The organism is Williamsia sp. z34 (assembly GCF_059553395.1).
Genome location: NZ_JCANWW010000002.1, coordinates 448,959 through 465,899 on the forward strand (window position 1 = coordinate 448,959; position 16,941 = coordinate 465,899).

Here is a 16,941-nt window from a genome sequence, read left to right on the forward strand (position 1 = left end):
AACACGGGTGACCTTGAAGTGCCCGGTTCGTGGTCAATTCCGGGCGGTTGCCTTGTCGGCGTCCTCGGCGTCCTCGGCGTTCATGCGCCGACGCCGTTGCCACGGCATCTCTTCGAAGAACAGCGCTGTGAGTATCGCCACAAGCAGAACCGCCGCGACGATCGCCTCGGCCAGCTGGAAGCCGCGGGTGCCGGCCCCGGTGGGCAGTACGACGACGGAGATGATCGCCGAGAGGGTGATCGCAATGATCCGGAACCATCGACCGGTGGCCCAGGCTGCCAGCGGGATGATGAACCACAGCAGATACCAGGGCTGGACGAAGGGGAAGAACAGCACGAAGCTGCCCATCGCCAACCCGAGCGCACCCACGGGATGGATTCGGCCGGCCAGGGCGGCGAGCAGCCAGCGGACCACCAGGATGCCCGCGATGACCTGCCCGATCGGGCGGGCGACGTCGAGCATCGCCTGGGTCTGATCGCCCAGTCCGAGCAGGACACCGACCCGTCCGGTGGTCACGGACATGAACGTCGGCATCGACATCCACGAACGGACCACCCCGCCGGTCGACAACGTCTTCGTCCAGCCGAAGCCCAGTCCGGTGCCGACACAGATGACGACGATCACCACCGCCAGGATCACGGTCAGCAGGCCCGCAGCACCCAGGAGCGCCCACACACTGCGTCTGGACCGTTGCCAGTATTCGCGGACCGGTGCGTGCCGCAGCGCGGGCAGGGTGGCGCCCCAGCGGCGGGCCAGTGCCACGCCGACGAATCCGAGCGCCAGGATCGACGAGACCTTGATCATGCAGGAACCCGCGATGACCACCACGCCGGCGATCAGTACCCATCCCGGTGGAGTGGGAAGCCAGGAACCGGGCTTTCGTAACCGCTCGGGTGAGTCGATGCCGCGGAAGCACAGTTCGAGGCCGGCGAGCATCATGCCGAGCATCAGCGCTTCATTGTGGATGCCACCGACCAGATGCAGGATGAGCAGCGGATTCATCGCGCCGAGCCAGAGAGCCGCGACCGGGGACACGCCGCAACGACGGGCCAGGCGGGGCAGCGCCCAGACGATCATCGCCACGCCGAGCAGTGCGAGCACCCGGTGCGCGGCCAGGGCCGCCGGGATGTTCTCGCCGGTCAGATGGGTGATCTGGTCGCCGAGCCAGAGGAACAGGGGTCCGTAGGGGGCCGGGGTCTCGCGCCAGATGTTCGGCACCGACCGGGTGAAGACGTGGTCGATGCCGAGGCCCGCCGCCGGGCTGATCGAATACGGATCGAGGCCGCGCGCGGCGATCTCGCTCTGCGCGAGGTAGGAGTAGACGTCTTTGCTGAGCATCGGTGGGGCCAGCACAAACGGCAGGATCCAGACCAGCAGCGTGCGATCGGCCTGGCTGCGGGTCATCCGCCTCTGCGGTGACCGATCTTTCAGCACGTCGACCCCGAGGCGCCCGACTGCGAACTTTCCGAGTAGCAGCCACGCCAGAACCAGGATCACGACCCCGGTGAGGGAGAACGTCAGCGCAGTGGGCCACATTCGGGACGGCAGCGACAACACCCGCATGCCGGCAAGCGGATTCTGCAGAACCGGGAGTGCGCCGGTTCCCAGCGACCCGACGAGGACGAGGATCGAACCCAGGGTCCCGAACACCCGGATGCGCAACAAACGCTTGTTCTCGGCGGGTGTGAGCGGTCCGGCTTCGGACTCGTCGTCGTGGAGCCGGGCGACCGCCACGCCGTAGTCGCCGGTCGCGTCCTTGTCCGGTTCGGGTTCGCCCACCCGCCGTAGGCCGAGGTATTCGAGCGCTTTGCGGAACTGTCCGCGGGCCGGGCCCCGAGACGCCGGCTCGTCGTCCGGCGTCGAGGCAGCCTTCTTGGGGTCGACGGGAGGGTCGACTTCGGGGGCTGCTGTATCCGGCACAGGTGAGACTGTAATCGGCCGACGGTTTCCGCCCGGCCGGCCCTGCGGGGCCGATGCGCCGGGAGCGTCTGAAAGTGTGGCGTTGATCAAGCAAGGTGACCCTTGCTAGCAATCGGAATCTATTTCGGTAACACTTGTGTTGTGAAAACGGTTGCCGGTACCTCGCATGCCCCGGAAGGGGCATCGATGTCTGCTGCTCCGGGCACACATCTGGGCGCTGATTCTCCGGTCCCGGTCAGTCACGACGGCCAGACCCGGGCCGCGGTGGTCACCCTGATACTCGAACAGGGACCGGTCACGGCGGTACACATCAGCGACGAGCTCGGCATCACGCCCACCGCGGTACGTCGTCATCTCGACGCGATGATCGCCTCGGGTGATGTGATCGCGACAGCAGCGCCGCGATACGCACACCGCGGACGCGGACGCCCGGCCAAGCATTTCCAGCTCACACCGAGCGGTCGTGGTCGCCTCAAGCACGCCTACGACGACCTCGCCGGCGCTGTGATGCGTCGCCTGCGCAAGATCGGTGGCGAAGAGGCGGTTGCCGACTTCGCCATGGAACGTGCCCAGGAAATCGTCGCTGACGTGCCGGTATCGGGCAGTTCGGCAGAGGAGCTCGAGAGCACCGCCGAACAAATTGCCGAAGCGTTGACCAGTGCGGGATTTTCTGCGACCACTCGTCGCGTTGGTAATGGTGTGCAGATCTGCCAGCACCATTGCCCGGTGGCGCACGTGGCCGCCGAGTTCCCGGAATTGTGTGAGGCAGAAACCGCGGTGTTCACCGCGAAACTCGGTACCCACGTGCAGCGCCTGGCGACGATCGCCAACGGCGACTGTGCCTGCACCACCCACGTGCCACTTGCAAAAATGCAGGGGGCGAATCAGGTCGACGCTCAGTCCGCGTCGGCATCGGTAGCCTCCGGAAGGAGCCACATATGACGGTCACAGACCCGACCCCCGCGGCAACGGCGGGCGTTCTGACGCAGGAAGAGACGATCGACTCTTTCGGTTCATACGGATACGGCTGGTCCGATTCCGATGTCGCAGGCGCCAGTGCCCAGCGCGGCCTCTCCGAAGCGGTTGTCGCGGACATCTCGTCCAAGAAGAGCGAGCCCGAGTGGATGCTCGCGGCGCGCCTCAAGGCGCTGTCGATCTTCGACCGCAAGCCCATGCCGAACTGGGGCAGCGACCTCGACGGCATCGACTTCGACAACATCAAGTACTTCGTGCGCTCCAGCGAGAAGCAGGCAGCCACCTGGGACGATCTGCCCGAAGACATCAAGAACACCTACGATCGACTGGGCATCCCGGAAGCGGAGAAGCAGCGGCTGGTCTCCGGTGTGGCGGCGCAGTACGAGTCCGAGGTCGTCTACCACTCGATCCGTGAGGACCTCGAGGCGCAGGGTGTGCTGTTCCTCGACACCGACACCGCGTTGAAGGAGCAGCCCGAACTGTTCCGGCAGTACTTCGGCACGGTCATCCCGGCCGGTGACAACAAGTTCTCCGCACTGAACACCGCGGTCTGGTCGGGTGGATCGTTCATCTACGTCCCGCCGGGTGTCCACGTCGACATCCCGCTGCAGGCCTACTTCCGGATCAACACCGAGAACATGGGTCAGTTCGAGCGCACCCTGATCATCGTCGACGAGGGTGCCTACGTGCACTACGTCGAGGGTTGCACCGCGCCGATCTACAAGACCGACTCGCTGCACTCGGCTGTGGTCGAGATCATCGTGAAGAAGGGTGGCCGCTGCCGGTACACCACGATTCAGAACTGGTCGAACAACGTCTACAACCTGGTCACCAAGCGGGCCAAGGCCGAGGCCGGCGCCACCATGGAGTGGGTCGACGGCAACATCGGTTCCAAGGTCACCATGAAGTACCCGGCTGTGTGGATGACCGGTGAAGGTGCCAAGGGCGAGGTCCTCTCGGTCGCATTCGCCGGACCCGGACAGCACCAGGACACCGGATCGAAGATGGTGCATCTGGCCCCCAACACCTCGTCGAACATCGTCAGCAAGTCGGTGGCGCGTGGCGGCGGGCGGGCCTCGTACCGCGGTCTGGTCCAGATCAACAAGGGTGCTCACGGCAGCCGCTCGACGGTGAAATGTGACGCGCTGCTGGTCGATCAGATCAGTCGCAGCGACACGTATCCCTACGTCGACATCCGCGAGGACGACGTCACGATGGGCCATGAGGCCACGGTCTCCAAGGTCAGCGACGACCAGATCTTCTACCTGATGAGCCGCGGTCTGTCCGAGGACGAGGCAATGGCGATGGTCGTGCGTGGATTCGTCGAGCCGATCGCCAAGGAATTGCCGATGGAATACGCGCTGGAATTGAACCGGCTGATCGAACTGCAGATGGAAGGCTCCGTCGGATGAGTTCTGCTACAGGTGTTGTCGGTGCGGTGCAGGGTGAGAACTCCCGGCCGGCGGTCAACAAGGGTGAGATGTTCACGTCGTTCGACGTGAACGCCTTCGAGGTACCCCGTTCCAAGGACGAGGCGTGGAAGTTCACGCCCTTCCGTAAGCTGCGCGGCCTGCACGACGGCGGCGCCGAGCGCAGCGCCGAGGCGACCGTTGAGGTCTCCGGCGCTACTGAGGGCGTGAGAGTCGAGACGGTCGGTCGCGACGACAAACGACTCGGCCAGGGCGGCGTGCCGTTCGATCGGATCGCGGCGCAGGCCTATTCGTCGTTCACCTCGGCGACCGTGGTCACCGTGGGCAAAGAGGTCGAACTCGCCGAACCGATCACCGTGACCGTCGAGGGTCCGGGTGTCGGGCAGACGGCGTTCGGTCACCTGCAGATCCGGCTCGAGGCGTTTGCCAAGGCAACCGTCGTGATCGATCAGAAGGGCAGTGGCACCTACGCCGAGAACATCGAGTTCATCGTCGGCGACAGTGCGCACCTGACGGTCCTCAACGTGCACGACTGGGCCGACGACATGGTCCACGTGCCCGCCCACCACAACCGGCTCGGCCGCGACGCGGTGTTGCGTCACTTCGCGATCAGCCTTGGTGGCGAGCTGGTCCGGCTCAGCCAGGTGGTGCACTACGACGCACCCGGTGGCGACGCCGAACTGTGGGGTCTGTACTTCGCCGACGCCGGCCAGCACCTCGAACAGCATCTGCTCGTGGATCATTCGCAGCCCCATTGCCGGTCGAACGTGGTCTACAAGGGTGCGTTGCAGGGTGTCGAAGGCGACCGTGCCCGTGAGGCCAGGACGGTATGGGTGGGCGACGTGCTCATCCGCGCCGAGGCCGAGGGCACCGACACCTTCGAACTCAACCGCAACCTGATCCTGACCGACGGCGCCCGCGCGGACTCGGTGCCGAACCTCGAGATCGAGACCGGCGAGATCGTCGGCGCCGGACATGCCAGCGCCACCGGCCGTTTCGATGACGAGCATCTGTTCTACCTGCAGTCGCGTGGCATCTCCGAAGACGAGGCCCGCCGCCTGGTGGTCCGCGGATTCTTCGGCGAGGTGATCGCTCGGATCGCGCTGCCGGAGTTGCGGGACCGTCTGTCGGCCGCGATCGAAGCCGAGCTCGAGGCCGCCGGCGCCTGATCGCCGGCAAGCACAAACTCTTCCCCAGATATCAGCAAGGAACTCAAATACCGTGGCTATTTTGGAAATCCGTGATCTGCATGTCAACGTCAAGCAGACCGACGCCGATGCCGAACCCATCAACATCCTCAAGGGTGTCGACCTGACCATCGAGTCGGGTCAGACCCATGCGATCATGGGCCCCAACGGCTCCGGCAAGTCGACACTGTCGTACGCCATCGCCGGGCACCCCAAGTACGAGGTGACCCAGGGCACCATCACCCTCGACGGCGAGAACGTCCTCGAGATGTCGGTGGACGAGCGGGCGCGCGCCGGACTCTTCCTGGCGATGCAGTACCCCGTCGAGGTCCCGGGCGTGTCGATGTCGAACTTCCTGCGCACCGCGGCCACCGCGGTCCGCGGCGAGGCGCCGAAGCTGCGCCTGTGGGTCAAAGAGACCAAAGAAGCGATGAACGAGCTGGAGATCAACCCGTCGTTCGGCGAGCGCAGCGTGAACGAGGGATTCTCCGGTGGCGAGAAGAAGCGCCACGAGATCCTGCAGCTCGGTCTGCTCAAGCCGAAGATCGCGATCCTCGACGAAACCGACTCGGGTCTGGATGTCGACGCCCTGCGCGTCGTCTCCGAGGGCGTCAACCGTTACAAGGAGCGGGAAAACGGTGGGGTTCTCCTGATCACCCACTACACCCGGATCCTGCGCTACATCAAGCCGGACTTCGTCCACGTGTTCGTCGACGGCCGCATCGTCGAGTCGGGTGGCCCGGAGCTGGCCGACGAGCTCGAGGAGAACGGCTACATCCGGTTCACGCAGACCGCAACCGCGTAGAGACCGGATACACCTTTCGCCCGAACATCTTTCAGGAGGCCAGACATGACGAGCATCGATGAGACGATCGCTTCGAATGCGCTGGACGTGACTGCTGTCCGCGCTGATTTCCCGATCCTGGGTCGTACGGTGCGGGACAACAAGCCGCTGGTGTACCTCGATTCCGGTGCCACCAGCCAACGTCCGGTGCAGGTTCTCGATGCCGAACGCGATTTTTTGGTCACCTGTAATGCGGCGGTTCACCGCGGTGCGCATCAGTTGGCCGAAGAGGCGACCGATGCCTACGAGGACGCGCGGGCATTGGTTGCCGGGTTCGTCGGCGCCGATGTCGACGAGTTGGCATTCACCAAGAACGCCACCGAGGCGCTGAACCTGGTGACCTACACCCTCGGCGACGACCGCAGTGCCGCCGTACTGGGGGGCAATGCCCTCGGACCCCGCGACACCGTGGTGGTCACCGAGCTCGAGCATCACGCGAATCTGGTTCCGTGGCAAGAACTGTGCCGTCGGACGGGCGCGACGCTGAAGTGGTACGGGGTGACCGGCGAGGGCCGGATCGACCTCGATTCACTCGAACTCGACGACACCGTCAAGGTGGTGGCGTTCACGCATCAGTCGAACGTGACCGGTGCGATCGCCGACGTGCCGGAGATGGTCCGCCGCGCGCGTGCCGTCGGGGCCCTGGTGGTACTCGATGCCTGCCAGTCGGTGCCGCACATGAGCGTGGACTTCCACGAACTCGATGTCGATTTCGCGGCGTTCTCGGGCCACAAGATGTTCGGCCCCTCCGGTGTCGGTGTGCTGTACGGCAAGCGCGAACTGCTTGCCGCGCTGCCGCCGTTCATCTCGGGCGGTTCGATGATCGAAACCGTCTCGATGGAGGTCTCGACCTACGCACCCGCACCGCAGCGCTTCGAGGCCGGTGTACCGATGACCTCGCAGGTGATCGGTCTGGGCGCGGCGGTGCGCTACCTGCAAGACCTGGGCATGGATGCGATTGCCGCACATGAGCATTCGCTCGTCGAGGCCACGTTGTCTGCCCTGCACGCCATCGACGGTGTCCGGATCATCGGTCCGGCCACCTCGCAGCAGCGCGGGGGAGCGATCTCGTTTGTGGTCGACGGCATCCACGCCCACGATCTCGGTCAGATCCTCGACGACGAAGGTGTCGCCATCCGCGTCGGACATCATTGTGCCTGGCCGCTGCACAAGCGTTTCGGGGTTGCCGCCACCGCGCGGGCATCGTTTGCTGCGTACAACACACTCGATGAGGTCGACGCGCTCGCCAGGGCAATCGTCAAGGCGCAGGAGTTCTTCGGTGTGCGCACGGCACCGGCCGACACCGCCGCCTCGGAGGTGATCGCCTGATGCGTATGGAACAGATGTACCAGGAAGTGATCCTCGATCACTACAAACACCCCCAGGGACGCGGGCTGCGTGATCCGTTCGGTGCCGAAGTCCATCACGTCAATCCGACGTGCGGCGACGAGGTCACCTTGCGGGTCCGCTTGTCCGAGGACGGCGAGACCGTCGCCGACGTCTCCTACGACGGACAGGGCTGCTCCATCTCGCAGGCCTCGACCTCGGTGATGTTCGAGCAATTGGTCGGTCTGAGCGTGAAAGAAGCACTGACAACGGTCGGTTCGTTCAACACGATGATGACCTCACGCGGCACCGACGAAGGTGACGAAGACGTGATCGGCGATGGCGTCGCCTTTGTCGGGGTCAGCAAGTATCCGGCTCGCGTCAAGTGCGCGCTGCTGGGATGGATGGCATTCAAGGACGCGCTGGCACAGACCGTTGCCGGCACAGAGAATTCGGCTAGGGAGTCGGTATGACCACAACATCAGGACCTGAGGGCTCGACCGAGGTCGCAGCAACGCCGGCGGCGACTCCGGCGGAGGTGCAGACATCGTTGCCGTCCATCGACGACATCGAAGAGGCCATGCGCGACGTGGTCGACCCGGAACTCGGTATCAACGTCGTCGACCTGGGCCTGGTCTACGGCCTGGATGTGGACAACGACGCCGTTGCGAAGATCGATATGACGCTGACGTCGGCCGCCTGCCCGCTCACCGATGTGATCGAGGACCAGGCGCGCAATGCCCTGGTCACCTCCGGATTGTGCACCGACATGGAGCTGAACTGGGTCTGGCTGCCGCCCTGGGGCCCGGACAAGATCACCGATGACGGCCGCGAGCAGTTGCGGGCGCTCGGTTTCACTGTCTGACCTCTTCTGAGGCGGGCAGTTCTTCGAGATCGGACCAGTGCAGGCGCCGGCTGACCGCAGACGCCGTGACCGGTCCGAGTATTTTTCGTAGGCATTCGGCGACCGCGTTGTGAACTCGGTCGCCGTCGGCCACGAGATCATCGCCGTATCGGCCGATCACATCGATGTCGACGGCGGTCAGAGTTGTCGATTCGGTGTCGAATTCGACGGCCGCGACACCTTTGCCACCGATCTCCCAGAGGGCGCGTGCCAGTAGTAGGCGAAGCGCCCGGGTGTTGATGAGGATCCCGGGACTGTCGGTGGAGACCGGTACACCCCGGCGGTTCGACTGGTGCAGACGTGCCCGGATGCCCTCGAAGACGGCGGCCTCGGGGATCTGATCGTCTAGCGCCGAGGCCGCGTCGTTGATCCACCACAGATCGGGGTCGGTGACCGGTTCTGTCATCTCAGATCCTTCCGTAGGTCTTGATGCCCTTTGTAGGCGTTCACCCTGTCCGGATTCTCCCCGGCCGCCGGCTTCCATGGGGCAAGCCGAACCGCCAGGTGCGCCCGCGTCCGCTGGAGATGACCGCGCACCGATCCCCGGGTGATCGCCAACGCGGTGGCGATGTCCTCATGTGACATCCCCTCGACCTCACGAAGCCACCAGCATGCCCTCGCTTGTGGGCTCAGCCGGCCCAGTTCGTACTGCAGCGCGTCGAGCAGCGACCGGCCCACCGCCTGATCGTCGGGACCGGATGCGTGTGGATCGGGACGTTCGAGCATTTCATCGGCGACCAGGATTGCGGTCCGTCGTCGCCGTAGGTCGATGGTCTTGCGTGAGGCGATGGTGAACAGCCAGGTCCGGAAAGAGGATTCGAAGCCGAATCCCGGCAAACCGCGCCAGGCGGCGAGAAACGTTTCCTGGGTGATGTCCTCTGCTGTGGACGGTGAGCCGGTCAGCCGATTGGCATAACGCAGCAGGGGCCTGAGGTGACGTCGAACCAGATCCTCGAAGGCGGAGCGGTCACCCAGCGCTGCGTAGCGAATCAACGATGCTTCGCTTTCCGTGTCCACGGGTTCAGCATGCCAGTTCTGGATATGGCGTGGATCACAACCGTGCGTGCAATTATGCTCCGCCATCTCGTCATACCAGTGAACCGGAAATGACGAAGTGGAGGAGCCGAGATGACCGCAGAAACAAATCCCGCCGGCATCGGTAAAGACCCGGAGACCGGTGATGATTCCGGGGCGTCGGGCGGAACGACGACCATTGCCGACGTGGTGGTGTCCAAGATCGCCGCGATCGCCACCAGAGAGATCGACGGGGTCTACGACCTCGGTGGGGGCGCCGCGCGCGCCGTCGGCAAACTGCGCGAGAACATCCCGGGGGCGTCGCCGGACATCACCCAGGGCGTATCGGTCGAAGTCGGCGAACGTCAGGCGGCGGTCGATGTGGGAATGGTCGCGAACTACGGCGTCGCGATTCATGAACTGGCGGAATCGGTCCGGGCCAATGTGATCGACGCGATCGAGAAGATGACCGGTCTCGAGGTGACCGAGGTCAATGTCTCGGTCTATGACGTCCACCTGGACACCGACGACCCGCCAACCGGGCTCGACGGTCAGACCACCCCACGAGTCCAGTGATCGGGTCGTCCGCGGCGGTCGCCGAGCGGGTGCGCGACGCAGTCCTGGCGGTCGAGGGTGTGGCCGGACTCCACGCCGGGACATTCGGTGACGTGGCCACCTATCTGCCGGGGCGCCGCATATCCGGTGTCCGGACCGGCAAAGCCGGTGTCGAGGTTCACATCGTCGTCTACCTCGACGCCGATATCCAAAAAGTGGCCCACGCGGTGCGGGCCGCGGCGGTGGCGCAGCTGGAACGTCCGCTGCCGTGCACGGTGGTGGTCGAAGATGTGCTCGCTCCTGCCGCCGGAGATGCCGTCGACCCTGCGGCCGGAGACACAGTCGACCCTGCGGTCGGAGACGCAGTCGGCCCGGCGGTGGTCGGGGGACGTGAAGTGAATGCACCAGAATCGAGAGAATCATGAGCAATACAGTCGTGGGCTTGTTCGTCGGTCTGCTGCTTGCCCTGGCGATCACCACCGGCGGGTTCACGGGCCTGATGATCGCGCTGGTGTTTGCCGCTGTCGGGCTCGCCGTCGGAGCCCATCGGGACGGACGAATCGATCTCAGCGTGCTGTTGCGGAGCAAGGGCCGTGGCTGAGGCGACCGTCGCGCAGCCGCCTCAGGCGCCTGATCTGCAGCTGAGCGGCCCGGTTCGGCCGGCAGTCCGTGGCACATTGCACATCGAGCCGAAGGTCAACGTGAAGATTGCGCGGCAGGCGGCTGTGGAAGTGCCCGGTGTGGTGCCGTACTCGGTGACACTGGGTTCGTTGACGGGCCGCAATCTCCCTCGTGCGCTGTCGGATTCGAGCACCCGGCATCCGGCGATAACCATCGAGATCGCCGTGAGCTGGCCCGCGTCGGCCGCGGAGATCTCCGCGCAGGTGCAGGAGCATGTCGCCGATGCCTTGATCCGGTTCACCGGGCGGCGTCCGTCGCGGGTCGACGTCGATGTGGTGTCGGTGGCCCCGTCGGAAGGGCTGCTCCTGTCCGAAGAGATTGCGAATATCGTCGCAGTGCAACAGCATTCAGGCGACGAGGTCGACAAACGTGGAGGACGGCCCCCGCGGGCATACCCGGGCGCCGGGCGGGTCGCGCCACTGATCGGCGTGCTGTTGGTCGTCGCAGCGATACTCGCCGGCCGCGAGTTCGCCGTCGCACAGGGCTATTACGACGCCGATGCCTGGATCGGCGAAGCGACACAGACGATCGCGAGCACCGCCTGGCAGACCTGGATGGTCGCGGTCGCCATCGCCGCTGTCGTGGTGGGCTTGTGGCTGTTGTACCTGGCCATCAGGCCCCGCAATCGCACCCACCGAGCTCTGGCGGTGCCGGGTCTGTGGACCCGCGACGTCGACATCGCCCGACGGATCAGCGCCATCGCACTCGATGACGAGAACACCGTGTCGGCGACCACCACTGTTGCCAGGGGCCGCGCCAAGATTGAGGTGCAGGGCCGCGAAGGCAGTGACAGTGCCCCGCTCCGTGAGCGTCTGGATGTCGCGTTGGCCCGGTTGGAAACGGCGCCGCGCGTGGTGCTCGACTACCGGGCGGCACCCGCGACCGATCCGGCGAAGGCCTCCGCGGATGAGGGGGAGCAGGGATGAGGCGCATCCTGAACATCACTGACCGGCTCGTGGTCGGTCTGGTCGGCCTCATCCTTCTCGGCGGGGGTGTGGTCGCCTTGCTGTGGTGGCAAGGGGTGTCGGTGGTCGTCGACGAGATCGAGCAGATCAATGACTACGAGATCTACACCGCACCGGATGAGTCGTGGTGGCCGTGGGCCATGCTGGTGGCCACCGTCGTCCTGGCGGTGGCAGGACTGTGGTTGGTGCTGGCAAACCTGCGTCCCAACCGATTTCGATCCGTGGTGGTGGGATCAGCGGCAGGCGTGGTGGGTGGGCAGCGCGCGGTGTCGATGTCCGACGTCGGGAAAGCGGCCGCGAAATCGCTGGAGCGGCACCCCCGAATCACCTCGACACAGACGCGGTCCTTCGTGGACGGCACAACGCCGACGCTCGAATTGACGGTGACCGCCGATCCCGCTGCCGAAGGCCGGGACCTGGTCGAGCTACTGCGCGCGGTCCGTCACCAACTGCAACGTTCGTTCGCCGGGGCCGATGTCTCGGTCCAGGTGCTGCTGCACCGGGCACCCAATCAGTGACCGGGGCCGCCGGCGCTGATCGCCGAACGGACGATGGCGCCGGACAGCCGCATATCGGCGTGAGAGATGGTGCAGACCATGGCCCCGAGTGTGCCGCCGAGATGGAGACGATCGCTGAGGTACGCGTTCTGCAGTCTCGCCGGCGCTGCGAAGAATGCCTCGAAGAAGGCGGTCAGGTCGGCCGAGGACAGGCTGAGCAGCACCCCGAGTCCGCGTAGCCGGAGCCGGTACACAGCCCGGGCCTGCCGCGGCCACAGCGCCTTGACCGGATTGCGCCCACGCGCGTAGGCGCTGACGAGTTGATCGACCGACGACAGTGACTCGGCCACGCTGTAACCGGTTGCCGGATGGACCATTCCACCGGCGGCCCCGAACCGCAGCGGACCCGCAGATGCCCAGGGCAACCCAGAACTGTCCGACAACGCGAAACGTACGGTCTCCGTCCGTGACGGCTCGAGGGATCCCGGATCGATGTCGAACCCTGCCAGCCGCTTGCCGAGCCGTTCGCGGAGCGCGGCGATGGGCATGGCCGGTGAGGCGGCCAGACATGTCTCTTCGAGCAGAACCCGACTGTCGTCCAACGGGATCGCGTAGAGAAACGTAGGGGTTCGATGGGCGCTCGCGCCGCGCCAATCCATCAGTATCGCGTCGTCGGCGTCCAGGATCGGTGCCGCGTGAGCGCGATCCACGACGATGCCATAGGCGCTCTGCGCCGGCGCCTGGGGGTCCCGGAGTCCCCGCGCATCGACCACCGCCCGGGCCTCGATCACCGTTCCGTCGTCCAGACGCACCGAGTGGGAGTGCACCTCCGAGGTCCGTTGTGCATGGATCGCGACGCCTTCGTCGAGTGTCAGCGAACGCTGCAGTGCTGCGGTGTCCAATGTCACGTATCGCCGCTGCAGGCGGCGGTGCGCGGGCGTGAACACTGCCACACCGTCACACCTGGCCGCGATCACCGAGTCGTCGAGCCAGCTCGGGAGATCGTCGGCCCACGCCGCATATGTTGCCTGCCAAAGACTCTCGACCTGCGGATCGACGACGGCCACGCGCAGTCCGGCCCACGCCGCACGGTGCGCCAGCGCACGTCCTGCCGGCCCGGCTCCGACCACTGCCAGGTCCGCGATACGACTTGTCATACAAGCACCGTAACGCCTTGCCGTAGACTGGTAAGTCGTGATTACGGCAACTGACCTCGAGGTACGCGCGGGCGTACGCACCCTATTGAGCGCCCCTGGTCCGGCGCTACGGGTGCAACCCGGCGATCGCATCGGGTTGGTGGGCCGTAACGGTGCCGGCAAGACCACCACGATGCGCATTCTCGCCGGTGAAGGCGAGCCCTACGCGGGTTCGGTCGTCAACAGCGGTGAGCTCGGCTACCTGCCCCAGGACCCCCGCGAGGGCGACTTGGCGGTCATCGCAAAGGATCGGGTGCTCTCGGCCCGCGGCCTGGACACCTTGCTGCGCGATCTGGAGAAGCAGCAGGCGTTGATGGCAGAAGCCGTCGACGAGAAGGACCTCGACAAGGCCGTCCAACGGTACGGACAGCTCGAAGATCGCTTCTCGACCCTCGGTGGCTATGTCGCCGAATCGGAGGCCGCCCGCATCTGTAACAGCCTCGGCCTGCCCGACCGCGTACTGGCTCAGCCGCTGAGTACCCTCTCCGGTGGTCAGCGCCGCCGAATCGAACTCGCGCGCATCCTGTTTGCGGCCTCCGATGGCAGCGGCGGCAAGTCGGGTACCACGCTTCTGCTGGACGAGCCGACCAACCACCTCGACGCGGACTCGATCGGTTGGCTCCGTGGATTCCTGCAGAACCACGAGGGCGGACTGATCGTGATCAGTCACGACGTCGAGTTGCTCGAGGACGTCGTCAACCGGGTCTGGTTCCTCGACGCGGTTCGCGGCGAGCCCGACATCTACAACATGGGCTGGAAGAAGTATCTCGACGCCCGCGCCACCGACGAGCAGCGCCGCAAGCGGGAACGCGCCAACGCCGAGAAGAAGGCCGGCGCCTTGCGGGTCCAGGCCGCAAAGATGGGTGCCAAGGCGACCAAAGCCGTTGCCGCACAAAACATGCTCAAGCGTGCCGAACGCATGCTCGATAATCTCGACGAAGAGCGGGTGTCCGACCGGACCGCGAAGATCCGGTTCCCGGAGCCTGCCGCCTGTGGCAAGACCCCGCTGATGGCATCGGGTCTGACCAAGATGTACGGGTCATTGGAGATCTTCGCCGGCGTCGACCTGGCCATCGACCGCGGCAGTCGCGTGGTGGTGCTCGGACTCAACGGTGCGGGCAAGACCACACTGCTGCGTCTGCTGGCCGGAACCGAGAAGGCCGAACGCGGCACGTTGGTACCCGGCCACGGCTTGAAGATCGGTTACTTCGCACAGGAACACGACACGCTCGACGACAACGCGAGCGTCTGGGACAACATCCGTCACGCCGCCCCCGACGCGGGGGAGCAGGACCTGCGCGGGTTGCTCGGTGCGTTCATGTTCACCGGCCCGCAGCTCGATCAGCCGGCCGGGACACTGTCCGGTGGTGAGAAGACCCGTCTGGCCCTGGCCGGACTGGTGTCGTCGGCGGCGAACGTGCTGCTGCTCGATGAGCCCACCAACAACCTCGACCCGATCTCGCGTGAGCAGGTGCTCGATGCGCTGCGCAGTTACAAGGGTGCGGTGGTTCTGGTGACCCACGACCCGGGTGCGGCAGCGGCCCTTGATCCGCAACGGGTGATCCTGCTTCCCGATGGCACCGAGGACCACTGGTCGGCCGAGTACCAGGAGATCATCGAACTCGCCTGACCCCCCGCTCCCGCACCCCGATGATGTGGCCTTTTGGCGAGCATTTCCCCAGGTCGGCCCCGCCAAAAGGGCACATCATCGGGGGTGGAGGGTGGCGACGAACCGGTCCATCGTGCGCTCGGCGATCGCGGTGATGGTCAGGGACGGGTTCACCAGCCCGGCGGCACCGGGCAGGAACGAACCGTCGACGACATAGAGGTTGTCGTAACCGCCGACGCGGCCGTTCTCGTCCGCGCCCTGACCCATCACCACACCACCGAGACCGTGATAGGTACAGGCCGCACCGAAGTCGGCAGCCTGCGGGTAGATCGGGATCCCGTTGGCAGGGAATCCGTATCGGGTCTCGGTCTGTTCGTGGAAGTGCCAGGCGAACTGCGATGCGCGTTGGTCGACGAGCGTGTTCTCGCGGGGGTACGGGAAATTGAGAACCGTCCGTCCCGTGGCGCGGTCGTAGTCGATCGTCCCGCGTTCATCGGTGTGGGTCTGGATCAGGTTCGTGGTGGAGAACCCACCGGCATACTCCGGGAACGGTGTGGCCTGATAGTTCATCGCGACCGGACCACCGGGCAATCGGTCCTCGTACATCTTGACGTTGCCCGGTCCGCCCTGGGCGGCCCCGTTGTCCTGACGGAGCGGAGTCCGCAGGATGAGGAAATCGCCGTTGGTGCCCCAGCCCCGACCGATGTTCGTCGACAGTGCCGGAAGTGCGCCCCGCGCCCTCGCCGAGACCAGAAGTGATGTGGTGTAGAAGGATCCGGCGGCCATGAAGAGGTGGTCGGCGTCGTATGTCGAGACACGGACCGTGTTGTGGTTCTCGTCGATCTCACGGGCCGTGACGACGAACCCCTTGCCCCGCTCGCGTGGCCGGATGTCGAACACTTCATGCATCGGTTTGATCGTGACGTTGCCGGTGGCCTCGGCTGCCGGCAGATAGTTGTGGTCGACGGAGTTCTTGGCACCGGAGTTGATGCCGTACGGTCCTTCGCCGACGCTGACCGACGCTTTTCGAAGGCCCCGCAGCTCCTCGCGGACGATGTCCCAGTCGACGGCGAAATCGGTGGGAACCGGCTCGGTTCCGTAGTCGCGCAACGTATTCAAAAATGCGCGCGCACCGCGGTACTGCGGATGCGCCAGGATGTCGGCGGGCAGCGGTGAGGTGCCCAAGACCTGTTTGGCCCGTGGATAGTAGGTAGCGACGAGTTCGTCGTAGTTCGCCGACGCCGGGAAGATCATGTCGAAATCGACCCGGCGCGGCACCGAGGTGAACATGCCGAATGCCAGTGATCCACCGCCGACGCCGGCCCCGTAGATCGCATCGACGCCGTTGCCGAAGATGCGGTCTATGAGGCCGGGATACGGGTTGATGGGCGGCGAGAGCAACCCGTTGATGTGGGTTCGCGTGCTGAACCAGGCGGCCCGCCCATCCGGCTGGTTCACGCTCGCAAAGGTGTTGCCGTCGGGTCGGATCGGCCATCGCCTGCCCCGCTCCAGAACAGTCGTCGACACACCGGCCTGGCCGAGCCGCAGCGCGGCCACCGCACCACCGAAACCGCTGCCGATGACGATCGCGGTCGGCGCCGATCCGTCGCCGGGAACCCCGCGGGCGCGCGCCGACACCCTGGCGGTGGCGGCCACCGCCACGCCGGCCGCCGTCGCTTTGAGAACGGCGCGTCTGGGAACGGACTGTCCGGACGAGATCGTCTGGCCGGCGCTCATGGTTCGCCTTCCCGAAGGGTTGGAAAACTTATAGCCCCGACGAAGCTTTCTGCCTAATCGCTTTCAGCATCCACACAGATCCGCTGGTCGACGATGCGCCG

General features: G+C 65.5%; 18 protein-coding genes. 13 read left to right on the forward strand and 5 right to left on the reverse strand.

Going from position 1 to position 16,941, the window contains the following annotated elements:
• Positions 1-33: 33 nt before the first annotated feature.
• Positions 34-1,920: a polyprenol phosphomannose-dependent alpha 1,6 mannosyltransferase MptB gene (gene mptB, locus AC51GT_RS06430; protein WP_496328226.1), complete on the reverse strand. Its 1,887-nt coding sequence runs from the start codon at positions 1,918-1,920 to the stop codon at positions 34-36.
• A gap of 186 nt (positions 1,921-2,106) precedes the next feature.
• Here mptB and AC51GT_RS06435 point away from each other — a divergent pair, with 186 nt between their 5' ends.
• Genes AC51GT_RS06435 through AC51GT_RS06465 form a run of 7 tightly spaced genes read left to right on the forward strand, consistent with a single transcriptional unit; the run spans position 2,107 to position 8,547 of the window.
• Positions 2,107-2,862 carry a helix-turn-helix transcriptional regulator gene (locus AC51GT_RS06435; protein ID WP_496325088.1) on the forward strand — a complete coding sequence of 252 codons (756 nt, stop codon included), beginning with the start codon at positions 2,107-2,109 and terminating at the stop codon, positions 2,860-2,862.
• On the forward strand, positions 2,859-4,307 hold the full coding sequence (gene sufB / locus AC51GT_RS06440; protein WP_496325087.1) for a Fe-S cluster assembly protein SufB: 1,449 nt from the start codon (positions 2,859-2,861) through the stop codon (positions 4,305-4,307). Before AC51GT_RS06435 ends, sufB begins: the two co-directional genes overlap by 4 nt.
• A complete protein-coding gene (gene sufD / locus AC51GT_RS06445) occupies positions 4,304-5,494 on the forward strand; it encodes a Fe-S cluster assembly protein SufD (RefSeq protein ID WP_496325086.1) in 1,191 nt (396 codons plus the stop codon). The genes sufB and sufD overlap by 4 nt, the downstream gene beginning before the upstream one ends.
• A 52-nt stretch (positions 5,495-5,546) precedes the next feature.
• A complete protein-coding gene (gene sufC / locus AC51GT_RS06450; RefSeq protein WP_496325085.1) occupies positions 5,547-6,317 on the forward strand; it encodes a Fe-S cluster assembly ATPase SufC in 771 nt (256 codons plus the stop codon).
• A 45-nt stretch (positions 6,318-6,362) separates the two neighbouring features.
• Positions 6,363-7,685: a SufS family cysteine desulfurase gene (locus AC51GT_RS06455; protein ID WP_496328227.1), complete on the forward strand. Its 1,323-nt coding sequence runs from the start codon at positions 6,363-6,365 to the stop codon at positions 7,683-7,685.
• Entirely contained in the window at positions 7,685-8,155 is a 471-nt protein-coding gene (sufU, locus tag AC51GT_RS06460; protein WP_496325083.1) for a Fe-S cluster assembly sulfur transfer protein SufU, read from the forward strand. The genes AC51GT_RS06455 and sufU overlap by 1 nt, the downstream gene beginning before the upstream one ends.
• On the forward strand, positions 8,152-8,547 hold the full coding sequence (locus AC51GT_RS06465) for a metal-sulfur cluster assembly factor (protein WP_496325082.1): 396 nt from the start codon (positions 8,152-8,154) through the stop codon (positions 8,545-8,547). Before sufU ends, AC51GT_RS06465 begins: the two co-directional genes overlap by 4 nt.
• On the opposite strand, the gene AC51GT_RS06470 is transcribed toward AC51GT_RS06465, so the two are convergent.
• Both AC51GT_RS06470 and AC51GT_RS06475 read right to left on the reverse strand, forming a co-directional pair.
• Complete coding sequence (locus AC51GT_RS06470; protein WP_496328228.1) at positions 8,537-8,992, reverse strand: hypothetical protein; 456 nt, start codon at positions 8,990-8,992, stop codon at positions 8,537-8,539. The genes AC51GT_RS06465 and AC51GT_RS06470 overlap by 11 nt on opposite strands.
• A complete protein-coding gene (locus AC51GT_RS06475) occupies positions 8,989-9,603 on the reverse strand; it encodes an RNA polymerase sigma factor (protein WP_496328229.1) in 615 nt (204 codons plus the stop codon). Before AC51GT_RS06475 ends, AC51GT_RS06470 begins: the two co-directional genes overlap by 4 nt.
• A gap of 111 nt (positions 9,604-9,714) precedes the next feature.
• Here AC51GT_RS06475 and AC51GT_RS06480 point away from each other — a divergent pair, with 111 nt between their 5' ends.
• The 5 genes from AC51GT_RS06480 to AC51GT_RS06500 are packed head-to-tail and all read left to right on the forward strand — an operon-like array spanning position 9,715 to position 12,319.
• Positions 9,715-10,176, forward strand: coding sequence for an Asp23/Gls24 family envelope stress response protein (locus AC51GT_RS06480; protein ID WP_496325079.1), 462 nt, complete (start codon positions 9,715-9,717; stop codon positions 10,174-10,176).
• Positions 10,173-10,580 (forward strand): hypothetical protein, encoded by a 408-nt coding sequence (locus tag AC51GT_RS06485; protein ID WP_496328230.1) that lies wholly within the window; start codon positions 10,173-10,175, stop codon positions 10,578-10,580. Before AC51GT_RS06480 ends, AC51GT_RS06485 begins: the two co-directional genes overlap by 4 nt.
• Complete coding sequence (locus AC51GT_RS06490) at positions 10,577-10,756, forward strand: DUF2273 domain-containing protein (protein WP_496325077.1); 180 nt, start codon at positions 10,577-10,579, stop codon at positions 10,754-10,756. The genes AC51GT_RS06485 and AC51GT_RS06490 overlap by 4 nt, the downstream gene beginning before the upstream one ends.
• Positions 10,749-11,762, forward strand: coding sequence for an Asp23/Gls24 family envelope stress response protein (locus AC51GT_RS06495; protein ID WP_496328231.1), 1,014 nt, complete (start codon positions 10,749-10,751; stop codon positions 11,760-11,762). Before AC51GT_RS06490 ends, AC51GT_RS06495 begins: the two co-directional genes overlap by 8 nt.
• Positions 11,759-12,319 (forward strand): hypothetical protein, encoded by a 561-nt coding sequence (locus tag AC51GT_RS06500; RefSeq protein ID WP_496328232.1) that lies wholly within the window; start codon positions 11,759-11,761, stop codon positions 12,317-12,319. The genes AC51GT_RS06495 and AC51GT_RS06500 overlap by 4 nt, the downstream gene beginning before the upstream one ends.
• On the opposite strand, the gene AC51GT_RS06505 is transcribed toward AC51GT_RS06500, so the two are convergent.
• Positions 12,313-13,455, reverse strand: a complete 1,143-nt coding sequence (locus AC51GT_RS06505; RefSeq protein WP_496328233.1) for a lycopene cyclase family protein — start codon at positions 13,453-13,455, stop codon at positions 12,313-12,315. The two genes, AC51GT_RS06500 and AC51GT_RS06505, sit on opposite strands and share 7 nt — an antisense overlap.
• 37 nt (positions 13,456-13,492) lie before the next feature.
• Here AC51GT_RS06505 and AC51GT_RS06510 point away from each other — a divergent pair, with 37 nt between their 5' ends.
• Complete coding sequence (locus AC51GT_RS06510; RefSeq protein ID WP_496325073.1) at positions 13,493-15,124, forward strand: ABC-F family ATP-binding cassette domain-containing protein; 1,632 nt, start codon at positions 13,493-13,495, stop codon at positions 15,122-15,124.
• 75 nt (positions 15,125-15,199) lie between these two features.
• Here the strand turns inward: AC51GT_RS06510 and AC51GT_RS06515 are convergent, their stop codons facing one another.
• The gene (locus tag AC51GT_RS06515) at positions 15,200-16,840 is read right to left on the reverse strand and encodes a GMC oxidoreductase (protein WP_496325478.1); all 1,641 of its coding nucleotides are present in this window, start codon (positions 16,838-16,840) and stop codon (positions 15,200-15,202) included.
• Between the last annotated feature and the right edge of the window lie 101 nt (positions 16,841-16,941).